Origin of the sequence: Croceicoccus sp. Ery15, assembly GCF_020985305.1 — a bacterium.
GTDB lineage: Bacteria > Pseudomonadota > Alphaproteobacteria > Sphingomonadales > Sphingomonadaceae > Croceicoccus.
In genome coordinates this window covers 2,592,133-2,607,857 of record NZ_CP087588.1, presented here as the reverse complement: position 1 = coordinate 2,607,857, position 15,725 = coordinate 2,592,133, and the positions used below count along the sequence as shown (strand labels likewise).

Annotated in this window: 15 protein-coding genes; 10 read left to right on the top strand and 5 right to left on the bottom strand. The window is 63.7% G+C overall.

The features are described from left to right. The first annotated feature begins 9 nt into the window (after positions 1-9). A complete protein-coding gene (locus tag LOZ77_RS12770; RefSeq protein WP_230279394.1) occupies positions 10-588 on the top strand; it encodes a cob(I)yrinic acid a,c-diamide adenosyltransferase in 579 nt (192 codons plus the stop codon). A gap of 83 nt (positions 589-671) precedes the next feature. Next, the gene (locus LOZ77_RS12765) at positions 672-992 is read left to right on the top strand and encodes a hypothetical protein (RefSeq protein WP_230279393.1); all 321 of its coding nucleotides are present in this window, start codon (positions 672-674) and stop codon (positions 990-992) included. Here the strand turns inward: LOZ77_RS12765 and mutS are convergent. Then, entirely contained in the window at positions 989-3,601 is a 2,613-nt protein-coding gene (gene mutS / locus LOZ77_RS12760) for a DNA mismatch repair protein MutS (RefSeq protein WP_230281866.1), read from the bottom strand. The genes LOZ77_RS12765 and mutS overlap by 4 nt on opposite strands. A 283-nt stretch (positions 3,602-3,884) precedes the next feature. On the opposite strand from mutS, the gene LOZ77_RS12755 reads away from it, so the two are divergent. Continuing rightward, positions 3,885-6,158, top strand: coding sequence for an NADP-dependent malic enzyme (locus LOZ77_RS12755; protein WP_230279392.1), 2,274 nt, complete (start codon positions 3,885-3,887; stop codon positions 6,156-6,158). Positions 6,159-6,205: 47 nt separating this feature from the next. Here LOZ77_RS12755 and LOZ77_RS12750 read toward each other — a convergent pair whose 3' ends face one another. Then, positions 6,206-6,910 carry an NAD-dependent deacylase gene (locus LOZ77_RS12750; protein WP_230279391.1) on the bottom strand — a complete coding sequence of 235 codons (705 nt, stop codon included), beginning with the start codon at positions 6,908-6,910 and terminating at the stop codon, positions 6,206-6,208. A gap of 35 nt (positions 6,911-6,945) precedes the next feature. On the opposite strand from LOZ77_RS12750, the gene dapB reads away from it, so the two are divergent. The 4 genes from dapB (at position 6,946) to LOZ77_RS12730 (ending at position 9,823) form a co-directional block, all read left to right on the top strand. After that, on the top strand, positions 6,946-7,674 hold the full coding sequence (dapB, locus tag LOZ77_RS12745) for a 4-hydroxy-tetrahydrodipicolinate reductase (protein ID WP_230279390.1): 729 nt from the start codon (positions 6,946-6,948) through the stop codon (positions 7,672-7,674). After that, a complete protein-coding gene (gene nth, locus LOZ77_RS12740; RefSeq protein ID WP_230279389.1) occupies positions 7,674-8,351 on the top strand; it encodes an endonuclease III in 678 nt (225 codons plus the stop codon). The genes dapB and nth overlap by 1 nt, the downstream gene beginning before the upstream one ends. A 76-nt stretch (positions 8,352-8,427) precedes the next feature. Continuing rightward, positions 8,428-9,279 carry a MipA/OmpV family protein gene (locus tag LOZ77_RS12735; RefSeq protein ID WP_230279388.1) on the top strand — a complete coding sequence of 284 codons (852 nt, stop codon included), beginning with the start codon at positions 8,428-8,430 and terminating at the stop codon, positions 9,277-9,279. Further along, positions 9,257-9,823 (top strand): GNAT family N-acetyltransferase, encoded by a 567-nt coding sequence (locus LOZ77_RS12730; protein WP_230279387.1) that lies wholly within the window; start codon positions 9,257-9,259, stop codon positions 9,821-9,823. The genes LOZ77_RS12735 and LOZ77_RS12730 overlap by 23 nt, the downstream gene beginning before the upstream one ends. A gap of 9 nt (positions 9,824-9,832) precedes the next feature. Here the strand turns inward: LOZ77_RS12730 and LOZ77_RS12725 are convergent, their stop codons facing one another. After that, entirely contained in the window at positions 9,833-10,294 is a 462-nt protein-coding gene (locus LOZ77_RS12725) for a hypothetical protein (protein ID WP_230279386.1), read from the bottom strand. A gap of 30 nt (positions 10,295-10,324) precedes the next feature. Continuing rightward, on the bottom strand, positions 10,325-11,509 hold the full coding sequence (locus tag LOZ77_RS12720; RefSeq protein WP_230279385.1) for a phosphatidylserine/phosphatidylglycerophosphate/cardiolipin synthase family protein: 1,185 nt from the start codon (positions 11,507-11,509) through the stop codon (positions 10,325-10,327). A gap of 148 nt (positions 11,510-11,657) precedes the next feature. On the opposite strand from LOZ77_RS12720, the gene rpoZ reads away from it, so the two are divergent. From rpoZ to LOZ77_RS12705, 3 genes are all read left to right on the top strand, one after another. After that, positions 11,658-12,002, top strand: coding sequence for a DNA-directed RNA polymerase subunit omega (gene rpoZ, locus LOZ77_RS12715; protein ID WP_230279384.1), 345 nt, complete (start codon positions 11,658-11,660; stop codon positions 12,000-12,002). A gap of 146 nt (positions 12,003-12,148) precedes the next feature. After that, on the top strand, positions 12,149-13,255 hold the full coding sequence (locus tag LOZ77_RS12710) for a DUF3667 domain-containing protein (protein WP_230279383.1): 1,107 nt from the start codon (positions 12,149-12,151) through the stop codon (positions 13,253-13,255). After that, positions 13,252-13,725, top strand: a complete 474-nt coding sequence (locus LOZ77_RS12705; protein WP_230279382.1) for a GNAT family N-acetyltransferase — start codon at positions 13,252-13,254, stop codon at positions 13,723-13,725. Before LOZ77_RS12710 ends, LOZ77_RS12705 begins: the two co-directional genes overlap by 4 nt. A 59-nt stretch (positions 13,726-13,784) precedes the next feature. Here LOZ77_RS12705 and ftsH read toward each other — a convergent pair whose 3' ends face one another. Further along, entirely contained in the window at positions 13,785-15,722 is a 1,938-nt protein-coding gene (gene ftsH, locus LOZ77_RS12700; RefSeq protein ID WP_230279381.1) for an ATP-dependent zinc metalloprotease FtsH, read from the bottom strand. Positions 15,723-15,725: the final 3 nt, after the last annotated feature.

Genomic DNA, 15,725 nt, shown 5'->3' with positions numbered 1-15,725 from the left:
ACAGTTTCGATGGTCCGGCTGAACAAGATTTACACCCGCACGGGTGACGATGGCACCACCGGCCTTGTCGACGGGTCGCGCCTGCCCAAACATCACGCCCGCATGGAAGCGATCGGCGCGGTGGACGAAGCCAATTGCGCCATCGGCCTTGCGGTGGTGGCGCTTGGCGACGACCCCATGGGCGCGGTGCTGCGGCGCGCGCAGAACGATCTGTTCGATCTGGGCGCCGATCTGGCGACTCCCTTGGCGGAAGGGGGTGATTTCGCGCCGTCAGAGATGGTGCTGCGTATGGTGGAATCGCAGACTGCGTGGCTGGAAAGCGCAATCGACGATGCGAACGATCAGCTGGAACCGCTGAAAAGCTTTATCCTGCCGGGCGGCAGCGAAGCGGCCGCCCGGCTGCACATCGCCCGTGCCAGCGCGCGCCGCGCCGAACGCAGCGTGGTTGCCATGGCGGCAGAAGTGCCGGTGAACCCCGCTGCCAGCGCCTATATCAACCGGCTGTCGGACTTGCTGTTCGTGCTGGCCCGCCTTGCCAATAATGGCGGGCGCGACGATGTGTTGTGGGTGCCCGCCGGTAACAGGTAAGCCCTTGGAACCTGCCGCCCCTGCCATTCGTTTCTCCTGCAAACCGCCTGATGCGTTCAGGCTTTGCAGACAGGACACGAAAAATGGCCAATCCGCGCAGCGATCTCGCTCCCGAAACCGTCAATGACGAACAGGTCGACAAGGACGAGCAAGCCCAGACCGTCGCCAATCAGGCCCGCGGCCGTAGCCCGTCGAGCTATGGACTTGACGAAGACAGCGAAAAGGCCGTCGGTTCGGTGACCGAAGACGACGATACCGAAGACCTTGTCGATCACATGAAACAGATGGATCGCGGCGGTATCGACATGAGCGCGTATGACGGTGAGCCGAACATGGACGACAACGAACAGAAATACGGCCACCGCAACATCATGGAAGACGAACCGCGCAATTCGGACAGCTAGTTTTTGCCAGCTTCCGATTTCAGCCGGTACAGCATGTCCAGCGCCTCACGCGGGGAGAGTGCGTCGACGTCGAGGTCGCGCAGGGTCTCGCGCAATGTGTCGCATTGCCCCTCCGCTGCCTCGGTCGCGGCAGCGAAAAGGGGCAGTTCACCCAGACCCGCCGCCAGCCCGCCGGTTTCCGCGCGCCCTTTTTCCAGCCTGTCGAGCACGGCCTTTGCCCGTGCGACCACCGGTTTGGGCAGCCCCGCCAGCCGCGCCACCGACAGGCCGTACGACCGGTCGGCAGGGCCCTCGGCCAGCTCGTGCAGCAGGACCAGATCGCCCTTCCACTCGCGCGCCCGAACGTGATGCAGCGATAGCGCTTCGCAGCTTTCGGCAAGGCGCGAGAGTTCATGGTAATGCGTCGCAAACAGGCAGCGCGATTGCAGCGTGCTGTGCACGGTTTCGGCCACCGCCCATGCCAGCGCCAGCCCGTCATAGGTGCTGGTCCCGCGCCCGACTTCATCCAGAATGACGAAACTGCGTTCGGTAGCCTGCGACAGGATCGCGGCGGTTTCGACCATTTCGACCATAAAGGTTGAACGTCCGCGCGCCAGATTGTCCGATGCGCCGACACGGCTGAACAGACGGTCGACCAGCCCGATGCGCGCTGCCTCTGCCGGAACGAAGCCGCCTGCCTGCGCCATCAGCACGATCAGCGCGTTCTGCCGCAGGAATGTCGATTTGCCGCCCATGTTCGGCCCGCCGATCAGCCACAGACGTGACGAAGCGTATAGCGCGCAATCATTCGCAACGAAACGCTCGCCCGCCTTGGCCAGTGCTTCCTCTACCACCGGATGGCGTCCGGCGGTGATGGCCAGCGTCGGGCTGTCCTCCACCTCGGGCATGGTCCATCCGGCCCCTTCGCCCGCACGTTCGGCCCATCCGGCGCAGACATCGATGCGGGCCAGCGCCTGCGCGGTGGCGGCAATGGCCTCGCGCGCGGCGATGGCGGCGTTCACCAGCTCCTCGAAATGCGCTTCCTCGGCCACCAGAGCCCTGCCGCCCGCTTCGGCGATGCGGCTGGCTTCCTCATGCAGGGCAAGCGCGTTGAAGCGCACCGCGCCCTTCATCGTCTGCCGGTGGGTAAAGCCGCTGTCCGGCGCCATCAGCGCATCGGCGCGGCCCGCGGGCACCTCGATGAAATAGCCCAGCACGCCATTATGCTTGATTTTGAGCGAGGCAATGCCTGTCTGCTCGCGATATTTCGCTTCCAGTGCGGCGATGGCGCGCCGCCCGTTCTTGGCGATATCGCGCAATTCATCCAGCGATGCGTCATAGCCTGCCGCGATGAACCCGCCTTGTGACCGTTCGGTCGGCGGGGCTTCGACCAGCGCGCGGGTGAACAGTTCGATCATCGCGCCATGTCCCTGCAGGCGCGGTAACAGGGCCCCAATCAACGGGGGCATTTCGCCGCGCCCGGCCAGCCGTTCCTGCAAGGCCAGCGCCACGCCCAGCCCGTCGCGCAACTGGCCCAGATCGCGCGGAGAGCCGCGTCCCGCCACGATCCGGCCCAAGGCGCGCCCGATATCGGGCAGGGCGCGCAATTCATCGCGCACCGCTTCGCGCAGCAAGGGATCATTGTGCAGCCATCCCACCGCCGCCAGCCGCGCGCGGATCGCATCCACATCGCACAGCGGGGCCGACAAATCTTCGGCCAGCAGCCGCGCCCCCGCACCGGTCAGGCACCGGTCAAGGCAATCGATCAGGCTGCCCTTGCGCGTGCCCGAAGCGGACACCAGAATTTCCAGCGATGCGCGTGTCGCCTCGTCCATCGCCAGATGGCCGGCGGCCGACCGCGCGCGCGGCGGCAAGAGCAAGGGCAGCGTGCCGCGCCCGACATGGTCGAGATAGGCGATCAGCCCCCCTGCGGCTGCCAGCGCCGCGCGGTCGAACTGGCCGAACCCGTCCAGCGTCGCCACGCCGTGCAGCTCCTTCAGCCGTGCTTCGCCCTTGTCGCTGGCGAAATCGCGGGCAGGGCGCCCGATTGCCTCTTCGGGCAGGCATCCGGCATCCTCGGGCGCGACACTCTCGGGGCTTACGATCTCGCTGGGGCCGATCCGCGCCAGCGCCGCGCCCAGCGCTTGCGGCTCCACGCTTTCCAGCGCCATCTCGCCGGTGGAAATATCGACCGCCGCCAGTCCGACAATGCCGCGCACCGGGGCGATGGCCGCCAGCACATTGGCGCGCCGCGCTTCCAGCAGTGTATCCTCGGTCAGCGTGCCCGCCGTTACGAAACGCACGATGTCGCGCGCGACCAGCGCCTTGGACCCGCCGCCCTCCCGCTTGGAACGGGCCTTGGCCTCGGCGGGGGTTTCGGTCTGTTCGGCAATCGCCACGCGGCAGCCCGCGCGGATCAGCCGCGCCAGATAGTTTTCAGCCGCATGCACCGGCACGCCGCACATCGGCACCGGCTGTCCGCCATGCTCGCCGCGACTGGTCAGCGCGATATCCAGCACCGATGCGGCGCGTTTCGCATCGTCGAAGAACAGTTCGAAGAAGTCGCCCATGCGATAGAACAGTAGGCAATCGCCCGCTTTTTCTTTCAGCGCCAGATATTGCGCCATCATCGGCGTTACGGTGGAAGAGGCCATCGCCCCGCTCTACCGGCTCGAACCGGCAAAATCATCGGCGCGCCGACTCTCCTTTGGGGAAAACCTGTCCTTGGGGGAAACCGGAACCGGCGGGCTGCGGGCGGGTCGAATCACTCCGGCAGTCGTATAAACTTGAATTGATATATGAATAATACATTTCGCGGCGTAAAAAAGCAGTTGCCCCCCTTTTGCCCCCGCGCGAAACGTCTATAGGCACCAGTGTCCCATGGAGAGGGGCGTGACAAGGAGCAGCCAGCCCGTGAGCAAAGACGGCACCGACAAGCCCGACGTTTCCTTTACCGAGCGCGAGGCGCTGTTTTATCACGAGACGATCCGTCCCGGTAAGATCGAGATCGTGCCGTCGAAACCGATGGCGACCCAGCGCGACCTGTCGCTGGCCTATTCGCCGGGTGTGGCCGCACCGGTCGAAGCCATCGCCCGCGATCCGGCGCTGGCCGCCAAATATACCGCGCGCGGCAATCTGGTGGCCGTCATCTCCAACGGCACCGCGATCCTTGGCCTCGGCAATCTGGGCGCGCTGGCGTCCAAGCCGGTGATGGAAGGCAAATCGGTGCTGTTCAAGCGGTTCGCCGATGTCGATTCGATCGATATCGAACTGGCGACCGAAGACCCCGAAGCGTTCATCAATGCCGTGGCGGTGATGGAACCCAGCTTTGGCGGGATCAATCTGGAAGACATCAAGGCGCCCGAATGTTTCATCATCGAACAGGCGCTGCGCGAACGCATGAACATCCCCGTCATGCACGACGACCAGCACGGCACCGCGATCATCGCGGCGGCGGGGCTGATCAATGCGGTGCATCTGACGGGCCGCAAGATGGAAGACGTGAAGATGGTGGTGAACGGGGCGGGCGCCTCGGCCATTGCCTGTACCGCGCTGATCAAGGCGCTGGGCGTGAAACACGAAAACGTCATCATGTGCGACCGCAAGGGCCCGATCTATCCGGGCCGCGAGAAGGTGAACCAGTGGCAAAGCGCCCATGCGGTGGAAACCGAAGCGCGCAGCCTTGAAGAAGCGCTGGTGGGTGCGGACGTGTTCCTTGGCCTGTCGGCGGCGGGCGCGCTGAAACCCGAATGGGTCAAGGGGATGAACGACCAGCCGATCATCTTCGCCATGGCCAACCCCACGCCCGAAATCCTGCCCGAGGAAGCCAAGAAAGTGAAACCGCGCGCGATCATTGCGACGGGCCGGTCGGACTATCCGAACCAGGTCAATAATGTGCTGGGCTTTCCCTTTATCTTCCGCGGCGCACTGGATGTGCGCGCCACCGCGATCAACGAGGAAATGAAGATCGCCGCCGCCGAGGCCATTGCCGAGCTGGCCCGCGAACGCGTGCCCGACGAGGTGGCAGCCGCCTATGGCGTCGATCACCAGTTCGGGCGCGAATATATCATCCCCGCCCCGTTCGATCCGCGCCTGATGGAGCGCGTGTCCGCCGCCGTGGCCAAGGCGGCGATGGATACGGGCGTCGCACAGGACCGCATCGAGGATTTCGACGCCTACAAGCTGTCGCTGAAGGCGCGGCTCAATCCCACCACTTCGGTCCTGACCAAAGTGTACGAGGATGCGAAGAAGAACCCCAAGCGCGTCGTCTTTGCCGAGGCGGAAGAAGATGTCGTCATCCGCGCCGCGATCCAGTTCCGCGATTTCGGCTATGGCCATCCGATCCTTGTCGGCCGCACACAGGCGGTGCGCGACAAGCTGATCGCGCTGGGCGTGGACGATCCCGACAGTTTCGAAATCCAGAACTCGGCCGACAGCAGCCATGTGCCCGCGATGGTCGATCATCTCTACGAACGCCTGCAGCGCCGCGGCTATACCGAACGCGACGTGCGCCGCATGGTCAATCAGGATCGCAATATCTTCGGATCGGCCCTGCTGGCGATCGACGCGGGCGATGCGATGGTGACCGGTCTGACCCGCCCGTTCGCGCAGACGGCCAAGGAAGTGGCCACCGTGCTTGACCCCAAGCAGGGCGAGGTGCCGTTCGGCATCCATCTGATGATCGGCAAGAACTATACCGTGTTCCTGGCGGATACGACGATCAACGAACGCCCCGATGCCAAAATGCTGGCGCATATCGCCAAGGAGACCGCCAAGGTCGCCCGCCGTCTGGGCCACGATCCGCGCGTCGCCTTCCTGTCCTATTCCACCTTCGGCAATCCGGCAGGCAAATGGCTGGAGAATATTCGCGACGCGGTTCACATCCTCGACGATGAAGGCGTGGATTTCGAATATGAAGGCGAAATGGCGCCCGATGCCGCGCTGAACCCGACGGTGATGAAGCTCTATCCGTTCAGCCGCCTGTCGGCGCCCGCGAATGTGCTTGTGATGCCGGGCCTGCAATCGGCGAACCTGTCGGCCAAACTACTGCGCGAACTGGCAGGGGCATCCACCATCGGCCCGATGATGATCGGCATGGAAAAGCCGGTGCAGATCGCTCCGATGACGGCGATTGCGCCCGACGTGCTGACGCTGGCGGTGCTGGCGGCAGCCGGAGTGCTTAGCTGATCCGTGTGCTTGGCTGACCCGTGCTGGGCTGATCTCGTTAGGGCAGCTTACTGGCCGCCGAGCATTTCGCTGACCCAATCGGGCACCAGCTCGCTGGCGGGGCCCAGCCGCGTCTCGTCGAACCAGTGCGACCCCTGACTGGGCTCAAGGTTCAGCTCTAACGTGGCAGCACCGTTCGCCTTGGCCTCGCGCACGAAGCCCGCGGCGGGATAGACCGCGCCTGACGTGCCGATCGACACGAACAGGTCGCAATCGGCCAGCGCGGCATAGATGCGCTCCATCTGATAGGGCATCTCGCCGAACCACACGACATCGGGCCGCAGCGCGCTTTCCCCGCATTCAGGGCAGGGCGGGCGCGTGATCAGCGGGCCGGTCCATCTGCTGCGCGTGTCGCAGGCGGTGCACCATGCGTTCAGATGCTCGCCATGCATGTGCAGCACATCGGCAACGCCGGCCCGTTCGTGCAGATCGTCGATATTCTGCGTCACCAGCAAAAGATCGCCGTCCCACGCCGCGTCCAGCCTTGCCAGCGCGCGATGCGCTTCATTGGGCTTCGCCTGTTGAACAGCGGCGCGGCGCATGTCGTAAAAGCCCAGCACCAGATCGGGATCGCGGGCAAACCCTTCGGGCGTGGCCACATCCTCTACGCGGTGCTGTTCCCATAATCCGCCTGCCGAGCGGAACGTATCGATCCCGCTTTCGGCGGAAACCCCCGCACCGGTCAGGATCACGATATTGCGAAGTCGCTCCATGCCCGCCATGAAGCACGCCGATCAAGGAGAATGCAATGACGCGTATCGGTATCGTCGGCTCGGCAGGGCGCATGGGGCATGCATTGGCCGACGCCATTGGCGAAGCGGGGCAGCAAATGGCGGGCGGCGTGGATCGCGGCGATAATGTCGCGGCGCTGGCGGCAAAATCCGATGCGCTGGTCGATTTCTCCAGCCCGGCGGCGCTGGGTGCGACGCTGGATGCCTGTGTGGCGCATGGCATTCCGCTGCTGATCGGCACCACGGGGCTGACGGCGGATAATCATGCAGCCATCGACGCGGCGGCAAAGCAGATCGCTGTGCTGCAAACGGGCAATACCTCGCTGGGCGTGACCATGCTGGCGGCGCTTGTCGAACAGGCGGCGGCGCGGCTGGGGGACGATTGGGATATAGAGATCGTGGAAATGCACCATCGCAACAAGGTGGATGCACCATCGGGCACCGCGATCCTGCTGGGCGAGGCTGCCGCAAGGGGCCGTGCCATCGATCTGGCCACCCATACCGAAAGCGGGCGCGACGGGCATACGGGCGCGCGGGCGACGGGCGCCATCGGCTTTGCCGCGCTGCGCGGCGGGACGGTCGCGGGCGAACACAGCGTGATCCTTGCCGGAGAGCAGGAGCGTATCACCCTGTCGCACAGCGCCGAGAATCGCGCGATCTTTGCGCGCGGCGCGGTCAGGGGCGCGATCTGGCTGACCGGCAAGCCCGCGGGCCGCTATACCATGAACGACGTGTTGGGCCTGTAATGCCCGAACGAAGGGGTCACGCGCCGAAGAACAAGGCGGAAGTTTTCGAATTCTTCCGCCTGCTGGCAGAGGATAATCCCGACCCGCAGACCGAGCTGGAGTTCGGCAACACCTATCAGCTGGTCGTCGCCGTGGCGCTGTCGGCGCAGGCAACCGATGTGGGCGTGAACAAGGCGACCCGCCGCCTGTTCGAGCAGGTCAAGACGCCGCAGCAAATGCTGGATCTGGGCGAGGACGGGCTGAAAGAGCACATCAAGACGATCGGCCTGTTCAATTCCAAGGCCAAGAACGTGATCGCCGCCGCGCAAATGCTGGTCGAGGAATACGGCGGCGAGGTTCCGCGCGACCGCGACGCGCTGGTCAGGCTGCCGGGCGTGGGTCGCAAAACCGCCAATGTCGTGCTGAACTGCGCGTTCGGAGAGGCGGTGTTCCCTGTCGACACGCATGTTTTCCGCGTCGGCAACCGCACCGGCATCGCCAGGGGCAAGACCCCCGAAAAGGTCGAGGCACAGCTGGAAAAGAAAGTGCCCGAACCCTTCCGCGTGGGCGCGCATCACTGGCTGATCCTGCACGGCCGCTATTTGTGCAAGGCCCGCACCCCAGAATGCTGGCGCTGTCCGGTGGTCGATTTGTGCGGGTTCAGGGTCAAGGTGCTGGAAAAACCCAAGGGGCGTTAGGGAACCCGACGGCAGAAATATCGTATCGGATATAGGAAATTATCCGGCAATGTGAATGCGATCGCAGGGGGTGCCCATGTGCAAGACATTTCTTACTTCGGCGCTGCTGTCGGCGACCGCTGTTCTGGCCGCCCCTGCACTCACCCAGGAAACCCTTGCTCCCGAAGTGCGTGGCCGCCCGGCCGATGCGCCCGACGAATGGGTTGTCACTCTGCGTGGTGCCCTTTTGCTGACGCCTGCATGGCTGGGTTCGAACGATGCGACCCTGTCGCTGGTGCCCGATGTGCGCGTGCAATATGGCGATGAAGTCTTCGCCTCCATCCCCGAAGGCATCGGCTGGAACGCAATCAAGGCCAATGGCTGGAAAATCGGCCCGCTTGCCAAGATCCGCTTTGGCCGAAGCGAGGATAGTGGCGGCTCGCCATTTCGCATCGCAGGCGGCAGCAATGATTTGTTGGGCATGGGCGATATCGACAAATCGGCGGAAATCGGCGGCTTTGTCGAAAAACGCTTTGGCGCGAACCGCGAATGGGAAGCGCGGGTCGAGGTGTTGAAAGGCCTTGGCGGGCATGACGGGGTGATGGCCTATTCCTCGCTCGATTATCGCACGCGCTGGGGATCGGCCAATATGCGGTTCGGTCCGCGCCTGAATCTGGCAAGCGGCAGTTTCATGGACACATATTATGGCATCGATGAAGAACGTTCGGCCAATACCGGCCTTGCCCGTTACAAGGCCGGTGGCGGCGTGCTGTCCTATGGGCTGGGGGCGAATATGGTCCAGCCGCTGAACCGTCGCAGCGCGATTAGCGTATTCGGCAATGTCGAATATCTTGGTGACGAACCGGCAGATTCGCCCCTGGTCGAAGAGCGTGGCCAGCGCCTGCAACTGGCGCTGGGCGTGGGCTATGGCTATCGCTTCAGCCTGTAGCGGTTCGCCCTTTACCATCCGCGCGATGACGCGTGCCGATCTGCCTGCGGCAATGGCAATCCAGCGGGCAGCCTATCCGGCTCATTTGCAAGAGGGCGAGGCGGCTTTCGCCAGCAAGCTGGAGGCGGGCGGCGCATTGTGCAGCGTGGCGGAACGCGGCGGGGCAGGGCGCGAGGGGGCAGGGCGCGAGGGGGAGATATTTGCCTATTGTCTCGCCCATGGATGGCGCGCCGGATCGCCGCCTGCACTGGGTGCGGTCCTTCAACAGGGCGATGCAGCCCAAGTGCTGTTCATCCACGATCTGTGCATCGCCGCCAGCGCGCGTGGAAGCGGAGCGGGGCGCCGCATGGCCGAACATTGCTGCGAAGCAGGCCGTGCGGCGGGCCTGACCCGCGCCGAGCTGGTCGCGGTTTCGGGCGCGGCCCCGTTCTGGCGCAGCATGGGCTTTACCGAAGGGGTTCCCGATGCGGCGTTGAGGGCAAAACTGGCAGGCTATGGCGCCGACGCGCGGTGGATGTGGCGGGAATTGGGTGCCAAGATCTGATCGCCATCGTTAACTTGAGTGTGCAAGCCAGCTACGCCTGCTTCCTCGCAGCCGTGGACCCGATCCTGACGCGAATTCCTTGCTCGGGTCGTGGATGTGCGTCTGCGCGTCTGCACCGGATCGGAATTGCAGTCCATTGTCGGCAGCCAAGGTTACGGTGCAAAGCAGGCTGTCCGGTGCGACCGACAGGACATCGATCGAGGCATGGATAATCCATTCTGGCGGAATCTTCCGTGTGGCCGCAAGGCGATCCAATTCGTTGCGAAAAAATTCGGCAGTCTCGGCAAAGAGAATTTCGCTGTCTTCTTCCTGCACGGGTAGCAAGGGGAACGCCATGGCCTGTGCCCCGTGCTTTTGCAGCCATGCCTGAAAGAAGCCCAGCGCCCAATAGCCGTCGATGCGGTTGTTTCTGCTGACGAATATCGCCAGCAGATCATTGCACACCGCTTTCAGTTCGCGCCGCCGCGCCATCGTACCTTGCCTTCTGCCTCCGCAATGCGACTATAACCCAAGATTCAGCCGCCGTGTGACTGTGTAGTCCATCACCGCGACCAGAAACCAGCCCAGCCGCCAGCGGAAACGGTTCCACAGGGTCGAACGCTGCTTGTGCAGGGCGGGGGTGATTGCCTCGCTCGCGGGCAGATGTTGCGCCACGAAATCGCGCATCCGGTCCGCCAATGCTGCATCCTCTATCCGCAGCATCAGTTCCAGATTGATATAGAGGCTGCGCATGTCGAAATTGGCGCTGCCAAGATAGACCGCATCGTCCAGCACGATCAGCTTGGTGTGCAGCTTGCACGGCGCGAATTCCCAGATCCGCGCGCCATGCCGCAGCAGATAGCGATAGAGCGCCCGCGTCGCGCCGATGGTGGCATTATTATCGGACTTGCCCGCCATCAAAAGCCGCGTCTCGCCCTTTTCCGCGATGCGTCCGATCCGACGCACCAATCGTTTATGCGGCGAGAAATAGGCCATCATCATATCCAGCCGATTGCCCGCGATCAGATCGGCGGACACGCATCTGGCCCAGCTGGACAGGCCCTTGGTCGGGCCGCCCACCAGCAGACGGACCGGCCCGCTGCCCGCATCCCATTCGCGCACGATCCGGCGAATGCCCGACCATCGCGCCCGCGGGTTGCCGGTCCAGCCCAGCAGCAGATCGTACCAGCGGGTCAGCGCGCCGACCGCCTCGCCCTCCACCGTCACGGCCAGATCGTTCCAGCCGTTCATCGCGGGCGGCTGGAAATAATCGTTTTCGATATTGAACCCGCCGATCATGGCCAGATCGTCGTCGGCGACCACGATCTTCTGGTGATTGCGAATCAGGTAACGCTGCGACCAGTGCGCCGCGAAACGCACGCTGCGCCCGCCCACGGCGTTCAGCGGTTCCAGAAACTGCTCGCTGGCGCTGGAGCCGAAATCGTCGAGGATCAGCGAAACCCGCACGCCGCGCCGCGCCGCCGCGACCAGCGCATCGCGCACAAGGCGCGAAACCTCGTCCTCGGCAAAGATGTAAAAGCACATGCGGATCGAGCGCTGCGCCTCCTCGATCAGCGACAACAGAGCCTGCAACCGGTCCGCGCCTGCCGGATAGAAGCCCAGCGCATGACCCTGCGCGGTGACATGGAACGGGGGCGGATCGTCATAAGGGGGCGTGTCGCTGCAGACCGGCTGGATCGTCGTCATTGCGCGGCGATGATGGCGCGCGGCGCGATGATCGGCAAGTAGGCGCGCAGGCGGCGGCTTTTCTTGACTCTTGGGGGGCAATTCCCTAATTGCGGGCCTTTCCGACAGGACCAACCCTTTTACCCCAACCCTTTTACCGAGGTGCCCTATGGCGCGCGTTACCGTCGAAGATTGCGTCGACAAGATCCCGAACCGTTTCGATCTCGTGCTGCTGGCTGCCCAGCGTGCGCGCGAAATTTCGGCCGGCAGCGAGCTGACCGTCGACCGCGACCGCGACAAGAATCCGGTTGTCGCCCTGCGCGAAATCGCAGAGCAGACGGTGAAGCCCAAGGAGCTGAAGGAAACGCTGGTTCAGGGTCTGCAAAAGGTCGCCGTGGACGACGATGACGAAGTCGATGAAGTCGGCTCGCTGTCGCGTTCGGCAGAAGCTCTGCGCCTCACCGCGGCTGCGCCGACGCGCAACACCTCGATCGGGTCCGATTACGACGGCTGATCGCTGCCGCGACATTGCGAATTCGGGAAAGGGCTGCCGTTTGGCGGCCCTTTTCATTTGCGGGACCGGCAAGGCATGGTCGCCCCCCTTCACCTTGCGCTGCAACGCGGTATAGTCCCCTGATCGGCGCGGAAGAGGGGGTCTTCATGAGCGATATCACCGATGGCATTGGCGGCATGGTCGAAGGCGGCGCCTATGGCCGCGCGGTCGAGCGCGAGACGGGCGGGCAGTCGGCCGGCTGTCACGCAAACGGCGGCCATGTAAAGGATGGCCGTGCAAAAGGTGGAAGGGGCCATTTCCACGAAACCGTCTGCCTTAATTGCGGCACCGAGCTGATCGGTTCGCATTGCCACAATTGCGGTCAGGAAGCGCATCTGCACCGAACCATCGGTGCGTTCTTCCACGATCTGATGCACGGCGTGCTGCATCTGGACGGCAAGATCTGGCGAACCCTTCCGATGCTGATCTTCAAGCCGGGGAAGCTGACCCGTGATTACATCGACGGGCAGCGGCGGCGCTATGTCTCGCCGATGGCCTTCTTCCTGTTCTCGGTCTTCGCGATGTTCGCCGTGTTCTCGATGGTCGGGCTGAACCTGCCGACCGACCTGGCCGGCTCCGATATCGAAGGCAATGCCGAAGTGGCGGCGGAGCAGGCCGATCTGCGCATCAAGGAAGGACGCGCCCAGCTTGAGACCTTGGAGCCCGGCACGCCCGAATATGAAGAGGCGCGGCAGACGCTTGAGGGGCTGGTCAGGGCCCGCGGGCTTGTCGGTACGCTAGGGGGGGTGGCAAAGCAGGTCGAGTTCGACGGCGGCATCGGCGTGCCCAGCATCGATAAGGGCATCAAGAAGTGGCGCGAGAATCCGGGGCTGATGATCTACAAGCTGCAGTCGGGCGGTTACAAGTTCTCATGGCTGCTGATCCCGCTGTCGCTGCCGTTCGTATGGCTTTTGTTTTTCTGGAAGCGGCAATTCGGCCTTTACGATCATTCGGTCTTCGTCACCTATTCGATCACCTTCATGTCGCTGCTCTTCATCACGGCGAGCCTGCTTTATTCGAGCGGCATCATGCTCGATTTTGTCTGGTTCATGTGCATGGTGATCCCGATCGTCCATATCTACAAGCAGTTGCGCTACGGCTATATGCTCAGCCGTACCGGCGCGCTGCTGCGCACGGCGGTGATGACGGTCTTCGTGTTCATCGTGTTGCTGCTGTTCCTCTCGACCCTGCTTCTGCTGGGCATCTTCGGATGACAGAGCACTTCGCGGTGCGACCTGCCCCGCTCGACGATCCGCAATTGCAGGAACTGCTGGCGCTGCATCTGGCGGGGATGCACGAATTTTCGCCCGCCGATGCGGTGCATGCGCTGGACCTGTCGGGACTGGCGGTGCCCGAACTGACGATGCTGGGTGCGTGGGTCGCCTGTGGCAGGCTGGCCGCAATGGGCGCCATCAAACGGCTGGGCAACGGGCAGGCCGAGGTAAAGTCGATGCGCACCCATCCCGATTATCTGCGGCAGGGCGCGGCGGCGGCCTTGCTCGACGCGATCATCGCCTTGGCACGGGACGAGAGGCTGGAGCGCCTTAGCCTCGAAACCGGCAGCGGGGCGGCGTTCGAACCTGCGCTGGCGCTCTATCGCAAGCGCGGCTTTTACGACGGCGAGGCGTTTGCCGGTTACACCGCCAGTGCCTTCAACCGGTTCCTGCATATGCAACTGGGCTGAAACGAAAAGGGCGGAAGGCCGCAGCCACCCGCCCTATCTTCATCGTTTCGATCAGACGGTCAGGCCGGATGCGGCCCTTCGCCAGAGAAGCGCTTGCCAGCCTTGGGCACGCCAAAGCCGCTGGCGGGCACCGGACGGGCAGGGCCGCTCGGCGCGTCGGGACGGTCGATCTTGCCGTCTTTCAGCAGCTGGTTGATCTCGTCGCCCGTCAGCGTTTCATATTCCAGCATTGCCTGCGCCAGCAGGTGCAGTTTGTCTTCCTGGCTTGTCAGCACGTCATTGGCGCGCTTCAAAGCGTCCTCGACCAGCTTCTTGATCTCGGCATCGATCAGCTTGTTGGTCTCGGCCCCGGCGAAGGTGCGCGTGGTCTGCCCCATGCCCAGATAGCCTTCCTGGCTCTGTTCATATTGCAGCGGCCCCAGCTTGTCCGACATGCCCCATTTGGTGACCATATTACGGGCCAGATCGGTGGCATATTGAATATCGCTGGAAGCACCCGACGAGACCTTGTCGTGGCCGAAGATAATTTCTTCTGCCACGCGCCCGCCCATGGCGACCGCAAGGTTCGCATGCATCTTGTCGCGGTGATAGGAATAGGAGTCGCGCTCTGGCAGGCGCATCACCATGCCCAGCGCGCGGCCGCGCGGGATGATCGTCGCCTTGTGGATCGGGTCCGACGCTTCCTCGTTCAGCGAGACGAGAGCGTGACCGGCCTCGTGATAGGCGGTCATCTTCTTCTCGTCGTCGGTCATGACCATGGATCGGCGCTCGCTGCCCATCATGACCTTGTCCTTGGCGTCCTCGAACTCCTGCATCGCCACCAGCCGCTTGTTGCGGCGGGCGGCCAGCAGGGCAGCCTCGTTCACCAGATTGGCGAGGTCCGCACCCGAGAAACCGGGCGTGCCCCGCGCAATGGTGCGCGAGTTGACGTCAGGCGCCAGCGGCACCTTCTTCATGTGGACCGACAGGATCTTCTCGCGCCCGTCGATATCGGGGACGGGCACCACGACCTGACGGTCGAAACGGCCCGGACGCAGCAGAGCGGGATCGAGCACATCGGGGCGGTTGGTCGCCGCGATGATGATGATGCCTTCATTGGCCTCGAACCCGTCCATCTCGACCAGAAGCTGGTTCAGCGTCTGTTCGCGCTCGTCATTCGAATTGCCGAGGCCATGACCGCGCGAACGGCCGACTGCGTCGATTTCGTCGATGAACAGGATGCAGGGCGCGTTCTTTTTCGCCTGTTCGAACATGTCGCGCACGCGGCTCGCGCCGACACCGACGAACATCTCGACGAAATCCGAACCCGAAATGGTGAAGAAGGGCACGCCAGCCTCACCCGCGATGGCGCGGGCCAGCAGCGTCTTACCCGTACCGGGCGAACCGACCAGCAACGCGCCCTTGGGGATCTGGCCGCCAAGCTTGGAAAAGCGCGACGGGTCCTTCAGGAACTCGACGATTTCCTCCAGTTCCTCGCGCGCTTCGTCGATGCCTGCAACGTCGTCAAACGTCACGCGCCCCTGACGTTCGGTCAGCAGCTTGGCCTTCGACTTGCCGAACCCCATCGCGCCGCCCGCGCCGCCGCCCTTCTGCACCTGACGCAGCGCGAAAAACGCGATGCCGAGGATCAGCAGGAAGGGCAGCGAATTGAACAGAATGATGAGGAGCAGGCTCTGCTGCTCGGGCTCTGCCCCCGTGTAATCGACGCCATTGTCCTGCAACAGCTGGGTCAGCCCGACATCGCCGGGAACCGGCGTGGTGCTGAACGGCTGATCGTTTTTGAGCGTGCCGGTAATCCGGTCGGGCGCGATCTGGACGGAACGGACATTACCCTCGGCCACGCTGTTGCGGAAGGCGGAGTAATTGATCTGCGTGCCCTGCGCCGGCCCACGCTCTCCGAACAGCGAGACGACCAGCAGGAGCGCGAGAAAAATCCCGCCCCAGATCATCAGGCTCTTGAGCCAGGGATTGTTGTTGGGCTGTTCGTCTTTGTTCATCGC